This is a genomic window from Silvibacterium acidisoli, from assembly GCA_022870745.1.
Taxonomy (GTDB): Bacteria; Acidobacteriota; Terriglobia; order Terriglobales; family Acidobacteriaceae; genus Silvibacterium.
The window spans coordinates 2,469,078-2,488,892 of the sequence record CP085323.1; the positions used below are offsets into that span (position 1 = coordinate 2,469,078).

The window sequence follows — 19,815 nt, forward strand, 5'->3', positions numbered from 1 at the left end:
GAGGTTCACATGGAAAAAGCGACATTTGGAGCAGGTTGTTTCTGGGGTGTCGAGGTCCGCTTCGGGCAGGTTCCCGGCGTGATCGAGACTGCTGTCGGTTACGAGGGCGGCAAGACAGAAAAGCCGAGTTACAAGGAAGTATGCACGGATATGACCGGGCACGCGGAAGTGGTCGAGCTGGACTTCGATCCGTCGAAGGTCAGCTATCAGCAACTGCTCGACCTGTTTTTCGAGCTGCACGATCCTACGCAGCTGAACCGGCAGGGACCCGATTGGGGAACGCAGTACCGCAGCGCGGTCTTCTATCACTCGCCCGAGCAGGAAGCGGCGGCGAAGGCGACCATCGCCCGCCTGACCGAAGAGAAGCAGTTTTCAAAGCCGATCGTGACACAGGTGGTGCCGGCCGAGACTTTCTGGAAGGCTGAGGATTACCACCAGAAATATCTCGAGAAGCGTGGCATGGCCAGCTGCCATATTTAGGCTTCGAAGAAACAAGGCAAAAGCCGTCCGGAGAACACTCCGGGCGGCTTTTTGCTTTCTCAACAGATTCGCAAAAAAAGAAACCCGCGCCGGAGCGTTCCGTGCGCGGGTTGTCGAAGAAGTGGAGGTTCTTCGCGAGCGAACTCTGAATTACTCGGCGCCGTTCAGGACTGTTTCGTTTTCCACCTTGGCCATCTCGGCCTCGACCTGGTGATGGCGGGTGCGATCGAGATGGATGGCCTGCCGCCCTTCGATCTGAACAGTCTTCAGCGTGTGCGTATCCTGATTGTTTCCGAAGATCATGCGTAGCTGGGGCGAGCCGGCTGCATACTCCGCTGGCGAGACGCTGGAGAGCAGGACCTCGTTGGCGTGCTCGGTGTTCCGCATAGTCAGAGTATTGTGCTGCGTGTCGAGCGATACCTCGTAACGTCCAGCCGAGAAATGCCTGCCATGGGAATCGAAGCTGAAAGGTACGTTGATGGCTGCCCTGTCCGCTGCAAAGGCTGCTGTGGCGCAAAGAGCGGCTGAAGCGAAGACGATGGAGCGAATGGTTGAGCGCATGTCGTAATCTCCTTACAGTTCGAAACAGTAACGGCGCCTTCGCAGAGCTGTCGTCAAATCGGCGTCCAATTCCCGTCGAATTGTTGTCAAATTATCAGCAGCTTTTTTGACACTTTCGACCGCTTTGTGACGATGCTCAACGTATGATCGAAGCTATCTTTGCCGGGGTACGTCACCATGCGTACATCTGCAGCGAATCTATAAGAAAAAGAACGGGCTGTTAAATGACGCGAATTTGCCAGAGGTTGGGACTAGCTGTATTGCTTGCAGGATCAATTGCCGCAACTGCAAAGGCCGATGAGTTGAACCTGATGCCGTGGCCTTCACATATAGAGCAGCAGGCAGGTGCCTTGAATCTAAACAGGCTGCCGCATGTCGAAGTGACAGGTTGCGAAGAGCGAGTGACGAGTGGCCTCGACCGCTTCAACCGCGCGGTTGCGCTGCGCACGGGTATGCCGTTTCTGAATCCCGATCTGAAGCCTGACACGGCGACAATGTTCGCGATCCACTGCGCGGCACATGGCGACAAAGTACAGGCTCTTGAAGAAGACGAAAGCTACAAGCTGACGGTCACAGCGGCGGGTATCGATCTCTCCGCGCCGAATCCGCTGGGCGTACTGCATGGATTTCAGACGCTGTTGCAGCTGATGCACAATGGCCCGCAGGGCTGGGAAATTCCCGCGGTGCAGATTGAAGATACGCCGCGTTTTCCCTGGCGCGGATTGATGATCGATGTCTCTCGCCACTTCATGGGCATCGATGTGCTGAAGCGCAACATCGACGGCATGGAGGCGGTGAAGTACAACGTGCTGCACCTGCACCTCTCCGATGACGAAGGCTTTCGCGTGCAAAGCCTAAAGCGGCCGAAACTGACCGAAGTCGCCTCCGATGGAAACTTCTATACGCAGGAGCAGGTGCGCGACCTGGTGGAGTATGCGCGGGCGCGCGGCATCCGCGTGGTTCCGGAGTTCGACGTTCCAGGGCACTCGGTGAGCTGGCTGGTTGCGTATCCTGAACTGGCCTCAGCACCTGGCGTGACCAAGATCGTTCGCAGCCAGTACGACGAGCTGCGTCCCCCCTTCGACCCGACAAACGATGGCACTTATAAGCTGCTCGACGATGTTTTCGGCGAGATGGCGAAGCTCTTTCCAGACGAGTACTTCCACATTGGCGGCGACGAGGTCGACGGCAAGTATTGGGATCACAATGAGAAGATCCAGGCGTGGATGAAAGAGCACAACATCAAGGACAATCATGCTCTCCAGGCCTACTTCAATCAGAAGATCCAGAAGATCGTGAACAAGCACGGCAAGCACATGGAAGGCTGGGACGAGATTGTCGCGAGCGATCTGCCCAAGGACATTCTGGTACAGTCGTGGCGTGGCCCGAAGTCGATTGCGCAGACCGCGCAGATGGGCTTCAAGACACTGCTTTCAGCCGGATACTATCTCGACCTGCAGTACTCGGCGGCGACGCATTACGCGGTCGATCCGCTGGAGGGTGAGGCCGCTGCGCTTACTCCGGAGCAGAAGAAGCTGATCATCGGCGGGGAAGCCGCGCAGTGGACGGAGTATGTGACTTCGGAGATTCTCGACAATCGGATCTGGCCTCGTGCCGGAGCGGTAGCGGAAAGGCTGTGGTCGCCTGAGTCAGTCACGGATGTGAACTCGATGTATCGCCGTCTGGCCGTGCTGAGCGATGAGCTGCAATGGGTCGGGCTCGAGCACACGACAAGCAGCCAGCGCATGCTCGACCGGATTGCCGCCGGCATGCCTTACGAGCTGTTCAACACGCTTGCTGTCACGGTCGAACCGGTGAAGGAGTACGAGCGCGAGACCACGCAGAAGTACGACACGAACATGCCGCTGAATCACCTGGTCGATGCCGATCCGCCGGAGAGCAATGAAGCCCGCAGGATCAATGCACTGGCCACGCAGGCAGCATCGAATGCAGAGGCCCGCGCGGAGCTGCGCAAGTGGCTGGTGCGCTGGCGCGACAACGATGCGAAGATCGAGCCGTATCTCGCCACCTCGGAGCTGCGGACGAACCTCGTTCCTCTTTCGCAGCAACTCGCGGTGCTCGGTACAGTCGGCTTGCAGGCACTCGATGCCATCGAGTCCGGCCATGCATTGACGGCGGACCAGCAGAAGCAGCAGAACGATTCCATCACTGCGGCAGATGTGCATCACGCGCAGATGCTGATCGTGGTGGTGCCGGCTGTGAAGTCGCTGGTGGCGGCAGAGCCGGTCGCACACTAATACAGAGCCTGACCACTGTCATTCCGAACGCTGTGAGGAGCCTGCATCTGGGAAGCATCCCGGCTGCAGGTTCCTCGCTTTGCTCGGAGTGACAGCCCCACAATCTACGGAAGCGGCTTCACTGAGCCGGCAAGTCCCTGCGCGATCGTGTTTACCAGTTCGTGATTGTGGTCGCCGGAATACTCCCAGAACATCATGCCGCCCAGATCATGCTCGAGCACGTACTGGCTCTTGAGCTTCAGCGATTCTGGATCCTCGTAGGAAACGAAAACCTTTTGCGACGCGTTGTAGAGATACGGGGACGCGGCAGTGCTGTCCCAATAGCGCGTGAATCCGTTCTTCAGCAGGTTGTCGACGATTGAGTGATAGTTCGCGTCGAGTTTTATCTGGTTGCCGGGCTGGAAGAGGCCGTGATTCGTTGCCGGGACATTTCCCCATACATGTCCATAGAAGGGAACGCCCAGCACGATCTTGCGCGAGGGAACGCCTGCGGCCAGGTAGAGCTTCACAGAGGCGTCTGCGGAGATGTGCTTTGGGTCGGCCGGATCGGTGTAAAGAGGCGCATGGTTGCCGGTATTCTTGTCTGAATCCGGCTCGTAGTAGTCGTAGCACATCAGGTTGACGGAATCGAGATAGCGCGCGACCTGCGGCATCTCTGTGTGGCTAAGAAAGTTTTCGTCTCCGGCAGTGGCGACCGAAGTGTAGAGATGCCGCCCGAGCAGCTTGCCTTCGCGATCGAAGCGTTCGCGCATTTCCTTCAACAGCAGCGTGTAGTTCTGCTTATCTTCGGGGCGGAAGGTGTTGCCGTTCCCGGTCTGTCCTGGATACTCCCAGTCGATATCGATGCCGTCGAGTTTGTATTCGCGGACGAATTCCATTGCGCTGTCGATGAACTTCTTCCGGCTGGATGCCGTGAGCGAGACATCGGAGAATGCTCCGGACCAGCTCCATCCGCCGACGGAAGCCAGCACTTTCAGGCTCGGATTCTGCTGCTTAAGCTGGTTCAGGATCGCGTAGTTCTCCCGGTCATGCGCGAAGCCGGTGACGACTTTGCCGTCCTTCACATTAGCGAATGCGTAATTGATGCGCGTGAGCTTTTTCGGATCGACCTCTCCGGGCGCAATCGTACGATCCTGCACAAAAATATAGGCAATGATCTCGTCAGCGGGCTTACGGGCGGCCGTGATGGGCTGAGCATGCAGAGGCAGGCAGGAGGCGGCAAGCAGCAGGATGGGCGACAGGCACAGGAGATTTTTCATGGTGTCCAGACGGAGACCAACATACAGGATTCCATTCCGGGTCAACAATCCCGTTTGCGTACGGAATGCTTCGCTGGCAAGGCATTTGCGATGCGATCTGTGAATTTTTCATTAGTATGAAAGGACAGACTTCTCGCAGGAAGGAACCACTTCCCATGCTGAATGCCAAATTCTTCTGCCGCCTCGCCGCTGCGAGCGCGCTGCTGGTGATCCCCGCCCTGGGCCAGAGCGCAGGCGGCCCGATCCAGATTACTGCCGATCTGAGCGACGCTCCGCGCAAGCTCTACCATGCCGAGGTCGATCTGCCGGTCACAGCCGGCCCGCTGACGCTGACGACTCCGCAGTGGATTCCCGGCAATCATCGCCCCACCGGCCCGGTCGAGAGCATTACGGGCGTGGTCTTTACGATTGACGGCAAAACGATCCCGTGGCGTCGTGACGATGTGGACCTCTACCAGTTTCACCTGACGATTCCCCAGGGCGCGACGCATCTGCATGCGCACCTCGATTGCATCGTGACCGCCCGTGTGTCGCAGAAGATGGCAGTCCTCGAGTGGGAGAAGCTGTTGCTCTATCCCGCTCATGTCCCTGTGAAGGAGATCGCCATACAGCCTTCGCTGATTGTGCCCGCAGGCTGGGGTGTTGGAACGGCTCTCGACCCCATCGGCGGTGGCGCGTATCCGGTGCCGGCTGCGGGAACTACAACGCACTTCGCGGCGACCAATGTCGAGCAGCTTGAGGATTCACCCATCATCGCCGGCCAGTACTTCCACGAGTTTCCGCTGGCTCCTGAGATCAAGCCGAAGCACTACATCGATGTGGTCTCCGATTTGCCTGATGACTCGAACCTGCGTCCCGAGCTGCTGACCCAGATCGCCAATCTGGTTCGCGAAGCAGATGCGCTCTATGGCTCGCACCACTACAACCAGTACCACTTCCTGCTGACGCTCTCCGACGTGGCTGGCGGCGAAGGGCTGGAGCATGGCCAGTCTTCTGACAATGGTGTCGATGAGAAGGGTTTTGCCGACCCGAACCATCAGCTTGCGGAGTCGGACCTGCTTGCCCACGAATTCACGCACTCGTGGAATGGCAAATATCGCCGGCCGGTCGGCTTGTATCAGCCTGATTTCGCCACGCCCCAGCAGGGAGCGCTGCTCTGGGTTTACGAAGGCATGACGGAGTACCTGGGCAACGTACTCGCGGCGCGCTCGGGGCTTAAGAATCAGTCACAGTATCGTGATGTGCTCGCGATGAATGCGGCGAATCTCGAATACAAGCCGGGCCGCGACTGGCGTTCGACAGAGGACACGGCAATTGCCGCCAGCGTTCTGCGCGGAGGCAACGCCAGCTGGACGAACTGGCGTCGCGGGCAGGATTACTACATGGAAGGCGAGCTGCTCTGGCTCGACGCCGACACGCTCATCCGCAAGCAGACGAACGACAAGAAAAATCTCGGAGATTTTCTCCGGATCTTTCTTGGCAAGGGCGGCAACACCGGGCCGATGATCCTGCCGTACACGTTCGACGAGCTGGCGCAGGACCTGAACGAGGTCGTGCCCTATGACTGGGCTGCGTTCCTGCACGATCGCGTGGACCAGATCCATCCCCATGCTGACCTCGACGGTATCGAGCGCGGCGGCTACAAGCTTGTCTTCGAAGATCATCCAAATGATTCGGACCGGACCATGACGACTACCCGGCGTAAGCCGCATGTCGACGTATGGTATTCCCTGGGGCTGCGCCTGGATCAGGATGGCACGATCACAGACGTTCTCTGGAACGGCCCGGCGGATAAGGCAAAGATCGCACCGGGAGAAAAGATCATCGCCGTCAATGGCCGGGTGTTTTCGCCCGAGGTGCTCCACGAAAACATTCGCGAAGCCAAGGGCAAGCAGGAGCCGATTCATCTGATCCTGCAGGCTGACAGTTATATATCGACCGCCGATATCAACTACCACGACGGCGAGCGCTGGCCCGCCCTGCAGCGCGTAGATGGCACAACGGATTATCTCGACGAGATAACGAAGCCACTGACGAAGACCCCGGTCAGCCACTAGGACCGGGGCGGAATTTGCGGGCTTTCAATATTCCGCTCCTATATGATTTTCGCAACCCGGCTCCCGTTTGGCGCCGGTGAGATTGGTATCTACATTTATGCCTGACATCTACTCTTCTTCTGCTTCCTCCTCATCAGCTTCTGCCTCGGAGACCAAGCGCGGCTACAACCAATTTCTGTTGCTGGTAGCCGGGCTCGGCGGACTGCTTTACGGAGTGGATGTCGGCATCATCGGCGGTGCTCTGCCCTATCTGCAGGCCACCTCGAATCTCACGGCTGGACAGCTTTCAATCATTGTCGCCGCGGTGCTGCTCGGCAGCGTCATTTCGACGCTCTTTGCCGGGCTGCTTGCCGACCTGATGGGCCGTAAGCCTCTCATGATCCTGAGCGGCCTGGTATTCGTGATCAGCATCCCGATGATTGCGCTCTCGCACGGTTATGGTGCGCTCTTTCTCGGCCGCCTGCTGCAGGGCATGAGCGGTGGGTTTATCGGAGTGGTCGTACCGCTTTATCTCGCGGAATGTCTCACGGCATCGAATCGCGGCAAGGGAACCGGTGTCTTCCAGTGGCTGCTTACCTTTGGTATCGTCGCCGCGGCCTTCATCGGTATCTATTACAGCTATCGCCTGGAGGATGTTTCACGCGTCGCCGACGCTGCGACCATCTTCCACTTCAAAGATCAGGCATGGCGGCATATTTTCTGGGTGTCGCTGCCTCCTGGCATCCTCTTCGTGCTGGGCAGCTTCTTTGTCGCGGAGTCGCCGCGCTGGCTGCAGCGCCGCGGGAACAGGCAGAAGGCTCTGGCCTCGCTGCTGCGCTCACGCACACCCGAGCGAGCCGCCATCGAGCTTGAGGAGATGGAACAGGCCGCGGCCTCCGAAACCGCGTCGGTTGGAACCAAGGTCAAGGAATCCCTCCTGCGCCGTAAGTACGTCATTCCATTTCTGCTGGCGTGCGTGATCCTTGCCTGCAATACCGCGACCGGCATCAACTCGATCATCGGCTACAACACAAGTATCCTCCTGCAGAGTGGTCTCTCTGACCTGCAGTCGCACTGGGGTTATGTCATCTTTACCTGTGTCAACTTCCTGATGACCATAGGCGGTATGAGCCTGGTTGATCGCGTGGGACGCAAGTTCCTTTTCGTCATGGGAACGTCGGGAATCATGGCCTCGCTCATCATCGTCGGTCTGCTCTTCCTCGGCACCGAGAAGCACAATGTGGACTGCCGTGCGGCGATCCAGTCAATGACGAATCCCGACGGAACGCTTTCGGTGAACTTTACTCCCGCTGAGGCGAAGAGCCTGCTTGCCAGCTCCGGATATCAGGGAACGGATATCGATCCCAATCGTGCGTCACTGGTTGTGATCTATTCCTACGGAGACTTCACCAATGCGACCAATCTTGTTCGTTCGGATGACAGGAATGCAGCGCCCGTGCAGGTAAAGCGGGACAGCGCGATGCCGAAAAGCAAGTTCGAGGCAGCCGTAAACAATCCTTTCGCCGATCTCGATAAGTCGCGCGAGGCCCCGCTCAAGATTGAGCGCGCCTACATCGGTGCGGTTCCGGACATGCATCATGGCTGGACGGTCGCCTTCTTCCTTTACACATTCATGGCCTCGTATGCTCTCGGGCCTGGCGTCTGCGTTTGGCTTGCCTTGTCTGAACTGATGCCGACCCGCATCCGTTCAAACGGCATGAGCATTGCGCTGGTGCTCAATCAGCTGGTGTCGACCACGCTTGCGGCTGTCTTTCTGCCGGTAGTCAGCAAGTTCGGCTACTCGTTCATGTTCTTCCTCTTCGCGGGATTCACGGTCATATACCTTGTGACGACTGCTTTCTTCCTGCCGGAGACGAAGGGCAAGACCCTGGAGCAGATCGAGGAATACTTCGAGCGGGGCGCAACGGCCTAGCCCTTATAACTACACCGGTTATCTTTCTGGGAAACCGGTTAATCTCTTCCCTCGTCATCGCGCTTTCCGCTCAGGCAGAATAAAGTCTGGAGCGGAAAGCGCATTGTTCTTTCGGAAGAAAAAAGAGCGGCCCAACACCATCCAGGTGACGGCCGACGGTCCCTTTGAGGTAAGCGGAGACTTCGCGGTCAAAGGCCGGGAGCCGCTGGATCATGCATTCTTATGCCGCTGCGGAGCCTCGAAGAACAAGCCGTTCTGCGATGGTTCTCACCAGTGCACAGGATTCAAGGATGACGGGCTCAGCGGAAAGCAGCCGCGCGTTGCCGAGATAAAACCCGTTGGCAGGATGACACTCAATCCGGTTGATGGCGGAGCCCTTCTGGTAAACGGACCACACCAGGTGCTCAGTGCAGGTGGAGAAATCATTCATCGTGGTGAGACATCCGTTCTCTGCCGTTGTGGCAACTCGGCCCGCAAGCCTTTCTGTGACGGCAGGCACGCTCAGGTCAATTTTGAGAACTAACCCTACGATGCGAAAGATTCTCTGTACGGCGACGGCGGTTCTGGTCACTCTTCTGAGCACAACACTTCCCGCGCAGGACACGCAGCCCAAAGCGAGACGCCCGAAGATTGGGCTCGTGTTGAACGGTGGCGGAGCGCTTGGGCTTGCTCATGTCGGCGCTCTGGAGTGGATGGACGAACACCACATTCCCGTCGATGAGGTCGCCGGCACCAGCATGGGGGGACTTATCGGCGCGGCCTACTCGACGGGCATGTCTCCCAAGGAAATCCACCAGTTTCTGAAGGGAGTCAACTGGGATCGCATGATCAGCGATACCACTCCCTATCGCGACATGCCATACCGCCGCAAGGAGGATGTCAGCGAGTATCCGGCTATGCTGCAGTTTGGGTACAAGAAGGGGCTGCGCTTCGCCGAGGGATACAAGTCCGGCAACCAGATTCAACTCCTGCTGGACAAGATCGCACTGCCGTACTCGCAGGTCAGCAACTTCGATGATCTGCCTACTCCTTTTGCGTGTGTGGCCACCGACCTGGTATCGGGTAAGCCGCACGTCTTTCGCTCGGGATCGCTGGCGATGGCGATGCGTGCCACCATGTCGCTGCCTGGTATCTTCGCGCCAGTGCGCACGGACAACGCGATTTATGCAGACGGGGGGCTCAGCGACAATCTCCCGGTAGATGTGGCGAAACAGATGGGCGCCGATGTAACGATCGCAATCTATCTGCAGGGCGCGGGCCTTAAACCGGACGAAAAGCTGACTACGCTTGGAGTGCTGGGGCGCTCGGTGGGCGTGATGATTGCCGCAAATGAGCTGCACAGCATCGAACAGGCCGACGTGCTGGTGTCTGTTCCGCTGGAAGATACGACCGCGATGGATTATCAGAAGACGGACGCCATCATCCGTCGCGGTTACGAGGCAGCACAAAAAAAAGCGGCCGTGCTCGAGCGCTTTGCCGTTGACGATGCGACGTGGCAGGCTTACTTGAAAGAAAGAGACAGCCGCAAGCGTGCTGTGCCGGTGCCGCAGTTCATCGCCGTTACAGGCGTCAATCAGAAAGACGCTGTGCGCATCCAGGAACAGCTGGCTGACAACCTGAATAAACCGATCCAGCCTGACCTGATCGCGCGGCAGCTTGCCGTGATGAACAGTACGCAACGGGTTGGGGGGCTGAGCTACGGACTCACCGAGAAAGATGGAACACCCGGGCTGCTGATAGGCGGCAACGAAGAACCGTTCGGACGACTTGTCTTTCGTCCCTTGCTGCTGGTTGATGGCTGGGACTATCAAAACGTGACGCTCAGTGTCGGCGCGCGTATGACAGCGTTTGATCTCGGGGGGTACGGATCGGAGCTTCGAACCGACGGGCTGTTTGGCTCGGAATTGCTTCTTCGGTCGGAGTACTTTCGGCCGGTCGATACGGCACGGCGCTGGTTCCTGGCGCCACGTCTCTATGGCGATGACGCACCGCTCGAGCTTTATTCCGACTCCGGCCTGATCGCGGAATACCGCAATCGCAGATTGGGAGGCGGTATGGATATTGGCCACTACTTCGGGCGTGCTGCCGAGGCTCGCTTCGGGTATGAAAGCGATAACCAGAAGCTTTATCCCGATGTAGGCGATCCCACGGTGTTCCCGCGCATCAACGGCCGCGAGGGCGACACGCATCTGCGCTTCCGGCTGGATCGCTTTGATGATCCCATCACTCCCATGAAGGGCTCTCGTGTTGAAGCCCGTGCCGAATGGTGGGACGCAAAGCCAACGGGCGTCAGCTCGGTGGAGTTTCCCCTTGCCGAGCTTTCGATGCTTGGGTTCGCTCCTGTCACCAGCAAGTCATCGTTCTATCTTGGAGCGTCAGGTGGAACCACGCTCTGGAAAAATCCCGACGGACTACCGCCGTTTTCACTGGGCGGGTCGTTCCATCTCCCCGCCTACAACACGAATGAACTGCTGACCAACCAATACTTTCTGTTCCAGGGTGGTTATGCGCGTAAGCTGGGCGCTCTTTCGCCGCTCGCAGGTGGCCGTGTGCTGGCCTTTGCGGGTGCGGATGTCGGTAAGGCCTACTATCTTCAAGGGGTTTCGCATTTGCCATCGGATGTCGCAGGGGGACTGATGGTGAACACCCTGCTTGGGCCGATCACGCTGGGTGCAGCCGTTGGCGACTCGGGCCACTACAAGTTTTTCTTCCAGATCGGACGAGCCTACTTCTGACGGCCATAGGATTTTCGTAGCACAGCAATTATCCTGAAGGTTCAGGACAAGCATGCCGGCAACACTTTCTATCGCAATGATCGCTCGCAACGAGGAGGCGAATCTGCCGCGAACGCTCGACAGCGTTCGTTGGGCGGACCAGATCGTCATCGTCGACTCGGGATCCGTGGATCGCACGCCTGAAATAGCGCGCGAGTTCGGCGCGGAGCACTCCTTCAACCGCGATTTTCGCGGGCACCCCGAGCAGAAAAACATTGCGATTGGAAAATGTACCAGTGACTGGATCTTATTGCTGGATGCGGACGAGGTCGTAAGCCCCGCGCTTGCAGAAGAGATTCAGAGGACGATTCAGAATCCGCAGTATGAAGCCTACTGGATCCCACGCCTGAACCTGTTCATGACGCGATGGATTCGGCACGGTGGATTCTATCCCGATCACAAGCTGCGCCTTTATCGCCGCGGCAGCGCGCAGATGGAGCAGGGCGTAGGGCCGCACGGAACCCCGCAGTATGACGGTCCCAAAGGCACTTTGAAGCACGACCTGGTTCACTATGCCTATCCCAGCTTCGAAAACTACCTGAGCCACATGAACGACTACAGCTCAGAGAATGTCTATGCGCTGGTGAACCGCGGAAAGGGCAGGACCCTGGGCGCTTTCATCCGGCTCGGGCTGGTCAATCCGGTTGCGACCTTTATCAAGAACTACTTCTTCCGGCTCGGATTTCTCGACGGCGTAGAAGGCCTGATCTATCACCTGAATCATTCTGTCTATATTCACTGGAAGTATGTGAAGGCGTGGGATGCTCAGAATGGTCGCGAGCTGCGCGCTCCGAAGTAGCGATCAGTTTGTGAGAACGTTGCTCGAAATCGTAACAACGCCTGTATCCTGAAATTCTTTCTCTATCGTTTCGAGTGAGTCTCCTGTGTCGATGGCTCGAGACGCATCCTTGATCACGATCGCCTCGAACCCCAGTCGCCGCGCGTCGATGGCAGAAAATCCCACGCAGAAGTCGTAAGCCAATCCCGCAAGAAAGACTCTTCTGAACTGCCGCTCGCTCAGATAGCCCGCAAGCCCGGTCGAAGTCTTCCGGTCGTTCTCGAAAAACGCAGAGTAGGAGTCGATCTCCTTGCGAAAGCCCTTGCGCAGAATCAGCTCTGCCTTCGGAATGTGCAGGGAAGATACAAGTTCTGCGCCGGAGGTTTTCTGGACGCAGTGATCGGGCCACAGCGTCTGCTTGCCGTAGGAGACATCGCCGCTCTCAAACGGCGCTTTGCCGGGATGAGTAGATGCAAAGGAGAGATGGCCGGCAGGGTGCCAATCCTGCGTGAGGATGACATGCTCGAAGCTCCCGGCAATCCGGTTGATGAGTGGAACCACAGCTTCGCCATCCGGCACCGCGAGCTTTCCACCGGAACAGAAGTCATTCTGGACGTCGATGACCAGCAGGACATCATCGGGGCGCACATCGATGGCAGAGGATGTCATTTTCACTCAGACTTGGCGCGGGCGTAGGCGTATGGTCCATCAGGAACAACCGCGACCGTTGCACCAGCCGGCAAGCCTTCCAGCAGATTCGCAATGGCTGCAGCGGCAGTGGAGAAGGCATTCTGCGCCATGCCGCCAAGCTCGGCGGATGGAATTCCGGGGACATAAAACGAAACCGGATTCCGCAGCGAGACCATGGCAAGCTTCTCCAATTGCCACTGATCGATCTCTACAGGCGTGTTGGCGATCTCGTCGAGGAACTCCTGTGGACCTTTGTAGCCACGAACCTTATTTGCGAACTCGGGCGAGCCGACGCCTTCCTGGCATTCGCTGACAATCAGGATCTTGCCGCCGGGCTTTACAAAATGCTGCACCGCGGTGACGCCCTTCACCGTCTGGTAGAAGGTCATGTCGAGCGGATAGCCCGCGGCGCTGGTAATTACAGCATCCACGAGGCCGGGCAGCTCCTTGAGCGATGAGCTGCGTAGAAAGTTCACGCCTGCAGCATGGGCCTGCACGGGATCGCCGGCGAAGATGCCGGTGATGTTGCGAGCCTTGTCGAGCGTGACATCGAGCATGAAGTGATGCCCTGCCATCGCCGCAATCTCCAGCAGTTCGGCATGGAGCGGGTTGTTCTCGATAGAGCCTTCCGTGGCGAGGCTCTCGCGCATGAAGCGCGGCGAATGGATGGTCTTGATCGTCTCCTGGCCTGCTACTCCCGGCGCAACCAGTTTCCTGCCGCCTGAGAAGCCGAGCATCAGGTGCTGCTCGATAAAGCCGAGCGTAATGTGCAGGTCGGCATCGAGCAGGCCACGGTCGATGTAGACCGGCGTACCGCGCTTCGTTGTACCGATGAAGCGATTGTCTTCTGTCGAGCGCGCATCGTGGTTCACGATACGGTACGTGGCTGCAATCTCAGGCCCAAGAATGGTGTCGAGCTCTTCCGGCGTTGCGGGACGATGGAGCCCGGTCGCGATGAGAATGGTGATGTCTTCACGCACGATGCCAGCCCGCTGCAGCTCCGCAAGCAGAGGCGGAAGCGTGACGCGATTCGGAGCGGGTCGTGTGATGTCGCAGACGGAAATGGCTGCAGACTTCCTGCCTCGCGCCAACTCCGCGAGTGCAGGGCTGCCTATCGGATTTTTCAACGCGTTCACGATCGCGGCCGGTGCATCGTCGACTGGGACCGCATCGTGAACGTTGATCACCTGATAGTTCGGGCCTTCCGGCAGGTCAAGCTTTAGTCCGCTCTTTCCAAATGCGACAGCGATTTCCATACGCTCATTATCCCACGCAGTGAGACATCAAGCCGCATCGTGCCTTGACACGATTGGTCCGACCAAATAACGTGGGAGGGCCTCATAGACTGGCTGTTGAGAGCGCTTCCGTGATCTGGAACCAGACATATATTCTCTTTGGTCACGGACTGCTTTTCTCCGCGGCCATTGCTTCGCTTCCGATCGTCACCCTGCTGCTGCTGTTAGGAGTGATGCGGAGGCCTGCATGGCTCGCCGGGCTTATCGGACTGGCTGTTTCGTTGCTCGTCGCCGTCTTCGCCTATGGGATGCCTTTGCATCTTGCCTGGAGCGCCGCGGCCTATGGCGTTGCGTTTGGACTCTTCCCCATCTCATGGATCATCTTCTGGGCCATCGCGCTCTTTCGCCTGACGGTGGAGACGGGCCGCTTCGACATCATCCGCGATTCCGTTGCCAGGCTGAGCCCCGATCCTCGTCTACAGGCCCTGCTCATCGCGTTTGCATTCGGTGCATTCCTCGAAGGCGGCGCAGGCTTTGGAACGCCGGTTGCGATTGCCGCGACCATGCTGGTGGGACTCGGTTTCTCTCCGTTCAGCGCTTCGGCTATCTGTCTGCTTGCGAATACCGCTCCGGTCGCCTTCGGATCGATCGGCATTCCAATCGTGACGCTGGCCGCAACCACTGGCCTGCCGGTCAATGACTTAAGCGTCGCTGTCGGGCGTACATGTGCGCCGCTTTCCATGTGGATCCCTCTTTACGTGATCGTGGCGACGGCTGGATGGAAGTCGCTCAAGGGAATAGTAGTGCCGGTGATCGGGCTGGGCGTGGTTTTCGCGGGAGTACAGTTTGCTGTCTCGAATTTCCTGGGACCGCAACTCGCCGATATCCTCGCTTCGCTTTCCTCGATAGCCGCTTTGCTGGTTTATCTGCGTACGGCCAGGACCGAAGCCATCGCCCTGTCGGACGAAATTCGTTACTGCCTTGAGGATTCGGGGGCGGCTCCGCCGGCTCTGCCTTCCCTTCCCAGGGCCCACAGCGTGAAGCAGATTCTCAGCGGCTGGATGCCCTATGGATTCCTCGTGGCTTGCGTGCTGCTGTGGGGCCTGGCTCCGGTTCAGGCGTGGCTGAACTCTTTCACTGTGACCGTCGGTTGGCCGGGCCTGAACGACCTTATCGGACGAGTGCCGCCGATCACGCTGAAGGCAACGCCATACCACGCGCTCTACAATCTGAACCTGCTCTCAGCTGCGGGCACAGCATGCATGGCAGCGACGCTGCTTACAGCGGTCGTAGCACGGGTGTCGCCGCTTCGCTTCTGTAAGCTGATCGCTGCGGTTGCATGGCAGCTCGCGTTGCCCATCCTCACGATCGTATCGGTTCTGGCAATTGCCTTCGTGATGAACTACTGCGGCGCAACGGCAACGCTGGGGCTTACCTTCGCAGCGACCGGAGCGATGTTCCCATTCTTCAGTGCCATGCTCGGGTGGCTGGGCGTTTTCCTGACGGGGTCTGACACCGCATCCAATGCTCTCTTCGGGAATCTGCAGGTCGTTACTGCGGGAAGACTGTCACTGAGCCCCGCTTTGATGGCTGGCGCAAACTCCACCGGCGGCGTGATGGGAAAGATGATCAGCCTGCAGACGATTGCTGTTGCGGCGGCTGCGACAGGACTTGCCACGACGCAACAATCAAGATTGTTTCGGTTTACGCTGAAACATAGCCTTCTGCTCGCAGGCGCCACCGGCCTGCTGGCGATGATTTATACATACGCGTTTCACATGAGATAGCGAAGAGGAGCGGATATGGCAAAACTTGGTTTTATTGGCCTGGGAATTATGGGCGGTCCAATGGCGCAGCATTTGATCAAGGCCGGCCACCAGGTAGCGCTTTGGTCTTACAGTGCAGAGAAGGCCGAGAAGCTGGCTGGTAGCGGAGCCGCCGCATGCAAGACACCCGCGGAAGTTGCACAGCAAAGCGAATGCGTCTTCCTTTGCGTGGGCGACACGAAGATGTCCCGCGAAGTCATTCTCGGCAAGGATGGATTGGTGAACGGCGCTCAGAAAGGCCTTGTGATCGTTGACTGCAGCACTGTATCGCCTGCAGAAAGCCGCCAGATTTCCGCCGAGTTGAAGCAGAAGGGAATCGACTTTCTCGACGCGCCGTGTACAGGTTCACGGGCGGGCGCGGAGAATGCGACTCTGACCTTTATGGTGGGTGGGGATTCTGCTGTCTTCGAAAAGACGAAGCCCTATTTCCAGGTGATGGGCAAGCAGCTTTACTACTGTGGTGAAAGCGGCATGGGGCTGCAGGCCAAGCTTTCGCAGAACATGATCCTCGGCAACCTGCTGCAGGCCTTCAACGAGAGCCTTGTGTTGAGCACCAAGGGAGGAGTGCCTCCGGAGCTCATGCTCGAGATCCTCGACAACAGCGCAGCGAAATCAGGGCTGATTACCGCGAAGGCCCCATTCGTTCTCGCCCGCGACTTCTCGACGAAGTTCTCTGTGAAGTGGCTGGAAAAAGATATGGGCTTGATGCTCGACTCTGCTGCCGAGCTGAATGTTCCCGCGCCTCTCACGGCCTTGTCGCGCCAGCTCTATCGCGCCGCAATTGCGAAGGGCTACGGGGAAGAAGATATCTGCGGATCGATTCGGGTTCTTGAGGAGATTGCCGGTTGCGAGGTCAGCAAGAAGTAGCCGTCAGTTACATGCGTCGGTGGTGAAGGAGGGCTGAGACGTTGACTTCTGCCGGCATATGAATCGCATCAGGTCGTCGTAGGGCATGGGGCGCGCGATGAAATATCCCTGCGCCTCATCGCAGCCGGCCTGCTGCACCCTTTTCCACTCATTTGCCGACTCTACTCCTTCGGCAAGCAAGGGGATGCACACTTCGCGCGCGAACGCGGTCATTGCTTCGAGCACTCGCGCCCGGTGCTTCGACATGTTGACGAAAAACTTGTCGAGCTTGATCCGGTTGATCGGATACCGCAGCAGGTAATGCATGTTCGAGTAGCCGGTTCCGAAATCATCGATGCTGATGCCTACGCCGATATGCCGCAATTCACGAAGATTCTTCTTCGTAGTGTGGCAGTCTTTCATCAGCACGCGCTCGGTGATTTCTATCTCCATGCAATCCGGAGGCAGTCCGCCGTTCTTCAATGCGGTCTTGACTGTCTGTACAAAATCCTCGGTATCGATCTGTTGCGGAGTTACGTTAACAGCCAGCCGGATATCTTTGCCGAATGCCTTTCGCAATGAAGCTGCCTGCTCGCATGCGTGATCCACAACCCACTGTCCAAGCGGGAGAATGACATTGCTCTGTTCCGCGATAGGGATAAAGTGCGCGGGCGGCACCAGTGTGTCACTGTGCTTCCATCGCAGCAGAGCTTCGACGCCGCTGACTTCACCACTGCGCAACGCCACGATTGGCTGATACACGAGAGTCAACTCATCGCGTGGAATCGCCGCGCGCAATGCGCGCAGAAGCGCTGGCGGGCTGGACAGCGCTTCGCTTGTGATTGCTGCTGCCTTCTTGTCGACCACAAAAGAAGGAAGGGCGGTCGACCGGTACCATTCCACCGTTCGCTTCAGGCCCTCTTCGAACGGCACAGCAGGTTTGTAGCCAAAAGCTTCGTTCGCCGCGGTAATGTCAGACAGGGAACTGCTTGCTTCGTCCGCAAGCGCAGGAACCTTGACCGCACAGCTTTGATAGCCGGTAAGTCTGGCGATATTGCGAAACGTTTCATCGATACTGTGTGACTGCCCGCTTCCGATGTTGAACGAGCGGCCGGCAACGCGGTCCGCGGGAGCGTGCATAGCCGCGAGATTCGCGGCTACTACGTCGTCGATGTAGACAAAGTCACGCGACTGCTCGCCACTGCCAAGAATCGTGAGCTGCTCTGCGCCGCCGCATTCGAGCATTTGCGAAACAAAGCGGGCGATCACGCCGGAATGTGGAGACGACGAGTTTTGCCGTGGCCCGAAGACGTTAAAGTAACGAAGTGTCACGGTCTCCAGCCCGTGAAGGATAAAGGCGCTTGAGAGCATCTGCTCTGAGGCAAGCTTGTGGATGGCAAAGGGAGACAGCGGATGCGGCGAGTAGTTTTCCTTCAGCGGGAGAGCCGGTTGGTTGCCATAGACGGCGGACGATCCAGCGAAGACGATACGTCTTACATCGTGTTTGCGCGCAGCCTCAATCAGTCTCCCGGTGCCCGTCAGGTTTACATCGAGAGTGCCCAGCGGATCCTGGATACTCTGCTCGGCCGACGCGATGGCCGCCTGATGAAAGACGTAGTCGATACCCTTGCAGGCGTCTTCCACGTCTTCCTGCTGGCGCATGTCGCCGAAGCGCAGCTCGATGCGATCGACCAGATCGGTAAGATTGCCGATCGAGCCAGTCGAGAGATTGTCAAAGCAGCGAACCTTGTCGCCCCGTGCGACCAGGGCGCGAACGAGGGACGAGCCGATAAAGCCGGCGGCGCCCGTAACGAGATAGTTGGCCATGTTTAAGCAACCCGGGAATAATCTGGGCGAATCGTGATGCCAGGACTGCGGTAAGTTCGCTATGCTTTCGGGAAAGCGAGGGTGAACGTGGATATCTCTGCCAGATCAATGTTGCTCTGCCTGGACGACTATGAGGTTACGGCTCGGGAGCTGCTCAATAAGGCGGCCTATGAATATATCGCCAGTGGCGCAGCAGACGAGAAAACGCTGAAGGCAAATCGTGCAGCCTTCGATGAAATCGAAATTCTCCCGCAGGTTCTTGTGGATGTCAGTTCCATCGATACATCCCGCACCATCTTTGGAAGAAAGCATGATTACCCGATACTGCTCGCCCCTACCGGATACCATCGGCTGTTTCACGAGAGGGGTGAGATCGAGTCGGTGTACGGGGCAAATCGCAGCAACACCACGCTGATTGCCTCCACGTTCAGCACGGTTTCCTTCGAGGCGATGCAGCGGGCTTCTGCTGCTCCCCTGTGGTTTCAGCTTTACATGCAGCGCGACCGCGGATTCACGCGCGAACTTGTGCGGCGGGTAACGGAAGCGGGTTGTGAAGCAATCTGCCTGACAGTGGACCTGGCGGTAAATTCACCCCGCGATCGTGAGCTACGTGCCGGCTTTGAATTGCCGGCCGGCATGGTGCGCGAAAATCTTATAGACATGGGCAGAGAGACGGCCAGTGCGGCGCATAGCGGTGGCGTGGGCATGCTTTACAACCAGGTGAGAGCACCCAACGTTACCTGGAAAGATGTGGAATGGTTGCGCGATGAACTGACCATCCCGCTTCTGTTGAAAGGAGTGCTGCGCCCTGAAGATGCGGAGACGGCGCGGCAGTTGGGTTGCGATGGCGTCATCGTTTCGAACCACGGTGGTCGCGCACTCGACGGCGTGCCTTCCACGATGAGTATGTTGCCTAAGATCGCAGACAAGGTAGGAGGCAGCCTGGCTCTTTTTCTCGATGGCGGAATTCGCCGCGGCACGGACGTCTTTGCCGCCCTGGCAATGGGAGCGGATGCCGTAATGGTCGGCCGTTCCTACCTCTATGCATTGGCAGTAGACGGAGCAGAGGGCATTGAGCGGATGATGGCGATTTTGAAGACGGAGTTCGAAATGGCCATGGGGCTTGCGGGCTGCACCGCCCTCTCGACTATTGAGAGGGCGATGTTGCAGATGAGGCCAGCCCGTTGAAAGTCCCGTCCGTCGTCCGGCAACAGGTCCAAGGGGGAAGTCAAAGAACGATGTCTAACTTCAGGACCGTGCGCGGATTAATGTTGAGAACCAAGGTATTGAAATCAAGTCATTACTAAGGGCC

The 19,815-nt window shown here is 58.0% G+C and carries 15 protein-coding genes; 10 read left to right on the top strand and 5 right to left on the bottom strand.

The annotated features are described in order from the left end of the window. Positions 1-9 precede the first annotated feature (9 nt). On the top strand, positions 10-480 hold the full coding sequence (gene msrA, locus LJD29_RS10330) for a peptide-methionine (S)-S-oxide reductase MsrA (RefSeq protein WP_446745676.1): 471 nt from the start codon (positions 10-12) through the stop codon (positions 478-480). 150 nt (positions 481-630) lie between these two features. Here the strand turns inward: msrA and LJD29_RS10335 are convergent, their stop codons facing one another. Beyond that, complete coding sequence (locus LJD29_RS10335; protein ID WP_446745677.1) at positions 631-1,041, bottom strand: hypothetical protein; 411 nt, start codon at positions 1,039-1,041, stop codon at positions 631-633. Between the two features lie 260 nt (positions 1,042-1,301). Here LJD29_RS10335 and LJD29_RS10340 point away from each other — a divergent pair, with 260 nt between their 5' ends. Continuing rightward, entirely contained in the window at positions 1,302-3,299 is a 1,998-nt protein-coding gene (locus LJD29_RS10340) for a beta-N-acetylhexosaminidase (protein WP_446745678.1), read from the top strand. Positions 3,300-3,403: 104 nt separating this feature from the next. Here the strand turns inward: LJD29_RS10340 and LJD29_RS10345 are convergent, their stop codons facing one another. Next, positions 3,404-4,558 carry a glycoside hydrolase family 18 protein gene (locus tag LJD29_RS10345; protein ID WP_446745679.1) on the bottom strand — a complete coding sequence of 385 codons (1,155 nt, stop codon included), beginning with the start codon at positions 4,556-4,558 and terminating at the stop codon, positions 3,404-3,406. A 155-nt stretch (positions 4,559-4,713) separates the two neighbouring features. Here LJD29_RS10345 and LJD29_RS10350 point away from each other — a divergent pair, with 155 nt between their 5' ends. The 5 genes from LJD29_RS10350 to LJD29_RS10370 all read left to right on the top strand — a co-directional run bounded on the left by LJD29_RS10350 (position 4,714) and on the right by LJD29_RS10370 (position 12,100). Continuing rightward, complete coding sequence (locus tag LJD29_RS10350) at positions 4,714-6,615, top strand: M61 family metallopeptidase (RefSeq protein ID WP_446745680.1); 1,902 nt, start codon at positions 4,714-4,716, stop codon at positions 6,613-6,615. 97 nt (positions 6,616-6,712) lie between these two features. Then, on the top strand, positions 6,713-8,527 hold the full coding sequence (locus LJD29_RS10355) for an MFS transporter (protein ID WP_446745681.1): 1,815 nt from the start codon (positions 6,713-6,715) through the stop codon (positions 8,525-8,527). Positions 8,528-8,630: 103 nt separating this feature from the next. Then, positions 8,631-9,050, top strand: a complete 420-nt coding sequence (locus LJD29_RS10360; protein ID WP_446745682.1) for a CDGSH iron-sulfur domain-containing protein — start codon at positions 8,631-8,633, stop codon at positions 9,048-9,050. 7 nt (positions 9,051-9,057) lie between these two features. After that, complete coding sequence (locus tag LJD29_RS10365; RefSeq protein ID WP_446745683.1) at positions 9,058-11,262, top strand: patatin-like phospholipase family protein; 2,205 nt, start codon at positions 9,058-9,060, stop codon at positions 11,260-11,262. A 52-nt stretch (positions 11,263-11,314) separates the two neighbouring features. Further along, the gene (locus tag LJD29_RS10370) at positions 11,315-12,100 is read left to right on the top strand and encodes a glycosyltransferase family 2 protein (protein ID WP_446745684.1); all 786 of its coding nucleotides are present in this window, start codon (positions 11,315-11,317) and stop codon (positions 12,098-12,100) included. A gap of 3 nt (positions 12,101-12,103) precedes the next feature. Here the strand turns inward: LJD29_RS10370 and pncA are convergent, their stop codons facing one another. Both pncA and LJD29_RS10380 read right to left on the bottom strand, forming a co-directional pair. Then, positions 12,104-12,748 (bottom strand): bifunctional nicotinamidase/pyrazinamidase, encoded by a 645-nt coding sequence (gene pncA / locus LJD29_RS10375; protein WP_446745685.1) that lies wholly within the window; start codon positions 12,746-12,748, stop codon positions 12,104-12,106. 2 nt (positions 12,749-12,750) lie between these two features. Then, a complete protein-coding gene (locus LJD29_RS10380) occupies positions 12,751-14,025 on the bottom strand; it encodes a nickel-dependent lactate racemase family protein (RefSeq protein WP_446745686.1) in 1,275 nt (424 codons plus the stop codon). A gap of 110 nt (positions 14,026-14,135) precedes the next feature. Here LJD29_RS10380 and LJD29_RS10385 point away from each other — a divergent pair, with 110 nt between their 5' ends. Beyond that, the gene (locus LJD29_RS10385; protein WP_446745687.1) at positions 14,136-15,791 is read left to right on the top strand and encodes an L-lactate permease; all 1,656 of its coding nucleotides are present in this window, start codon (positions 14,136-14,138) and stop codon (positions 15,789-15,791) included. A 15-nt stretch (positions 15,792-15,806) separates the two neighbouring features. Then, a complete protein-coding gene (locus tag LJD29_RS10390) occupies positions 15,807-16,697 on the top strand; it encodes an NAD(P)-dependent oxidoreductase (protein ID WP_446745688.1) in 891 nt (296 codons plus the stop codon). Positions 16,698-16,700: 3 nt separating this feature from the next. On the opposite strand, the gene LJD29_RS10395 is transcribed toward LJD29_RS10390, so the two are convergent. Continuing rightward, positions 16,701-18,503 (bottom strand): EAL domain-containing protein, encoded by a 1,803-nt coding sequence (locus LJD29_RS10395; RefSeq protein WP_446745689.1) that lies wholly within the window; start codon positions 18,501-18,503, stop codon positions 16,701-16,703. Positions 18,504-18,611: 108 nt separating this feature from the next. Here LJD29_RS10395 and LJD29_RS10400 point away from each other — a divergent pair, with 108 nt between their 5' ends. Further along, the gene (locus tag LJD29_RS10400) at positions 18,612-19,691 is read left to right on the top strand and encodes an alpha-hydroxy acid oxidase (protein WP_446745690.1); all 1,080 of its coding nucleotides are present in this window, start codon (positions 18,612-18,614) and stop codon (positions 19,689-19,691) included. Positions 19,692-19,815: the final 124 nt, after the last annotated feature.

What these genes read in the sequence shown, in the direction of transcription:
- msrA (WP_446745676.1), top strand. Translation starts at nt 10, where the DNA reads ATGGAAAAAGCGACATTTGGAGCAGGTTGTTTCTGGGGTGTCGAGGTC.
- LJD29_RS10335 (WP_446745677.1), bottom strand. Translation starts at nt 1,041, where the DNA reads ATGCGCTCAACCATTCGCTCCATCGTCTTCGCTTCAGCCGCTCTTTGC.
- LJD29_RS10345 (WP_446745679.1), bottom strand. Translation starts at nt 4,558, where the DNA reads ATGAAAAATCTCCTGTGCCTGTCGCCCATCCTGCTGCTTGCCGCCTCC.
- LJD29_RS10350 (WP_446745680.1), top strand. Translation starts at nt 4,714, where the DNA reads ATGCTGAATGCCAAATTCTTCTGCCGCCTCGCCGCTGCGAGCGCGCTG.
- LJD29_RS10355 (WP_446745681.1), top strand. Translation starts at nt 6,713, where the DNA reads ATGCCTGACATCTACTCTTCTTCTGCTTCCTCCTCATCAGCTTCTGCC.
- LJD29_RS10365 (WP_446745683.1), top strand. Translation starts at nt 9,058, where the DNA reads ATGCGAAAGATTCTCTGTACGGCGACGGCGGTTCTGGTCACTCTTCTG.
- LJD29_RS10370 (WP_446745684.1), top strand. Translation starts at nt 11,315, where the DNA reads ATGCCGGCAACACTTTCTATCGCAATGATCGCTCGCAACGAGGAGGCG.
- pncA (WP_446745685.1), bottom strand. Translation starts at nt 12,748, where the DNA reads ATGACATCCTCTGCCATCGATGTGCGCCCCGATGATGTCCTGCTGGTC.
- LJD29_RS10380 (WP_446745686.1), bottom strand. Translation starts at nt 14,025, where the DNA reads ATGGAAATCGCTGTCGCATTTGGAAAGAGCGGACTAAAGCTTGACCTG.
- LJD29_RS10390 (WP_446745688.1), top strand. Translation starts at nt 15,807, where the DNA reads ATGGCAAAACTTGGTTTTATTGGCCTGGGAATTATGGGCGGTCCAATG.
- LJD29_RS10395 (WP_446745689.1), bottom strand. Translation starts at nt 18,503, where the DNA reads ATGGCCAACTATCTCGTTACGGGCGCCGCCGGCTTTATCGGCTCGTCC.
- LJD29_RS10400 (WP_446745690.1), top strand. Translation starts at nt 18,612, where the DNA reads ATGTTGCTCTGCCTGGACGACTATGAGGTTACGGCTCGGGAGCTGCTC.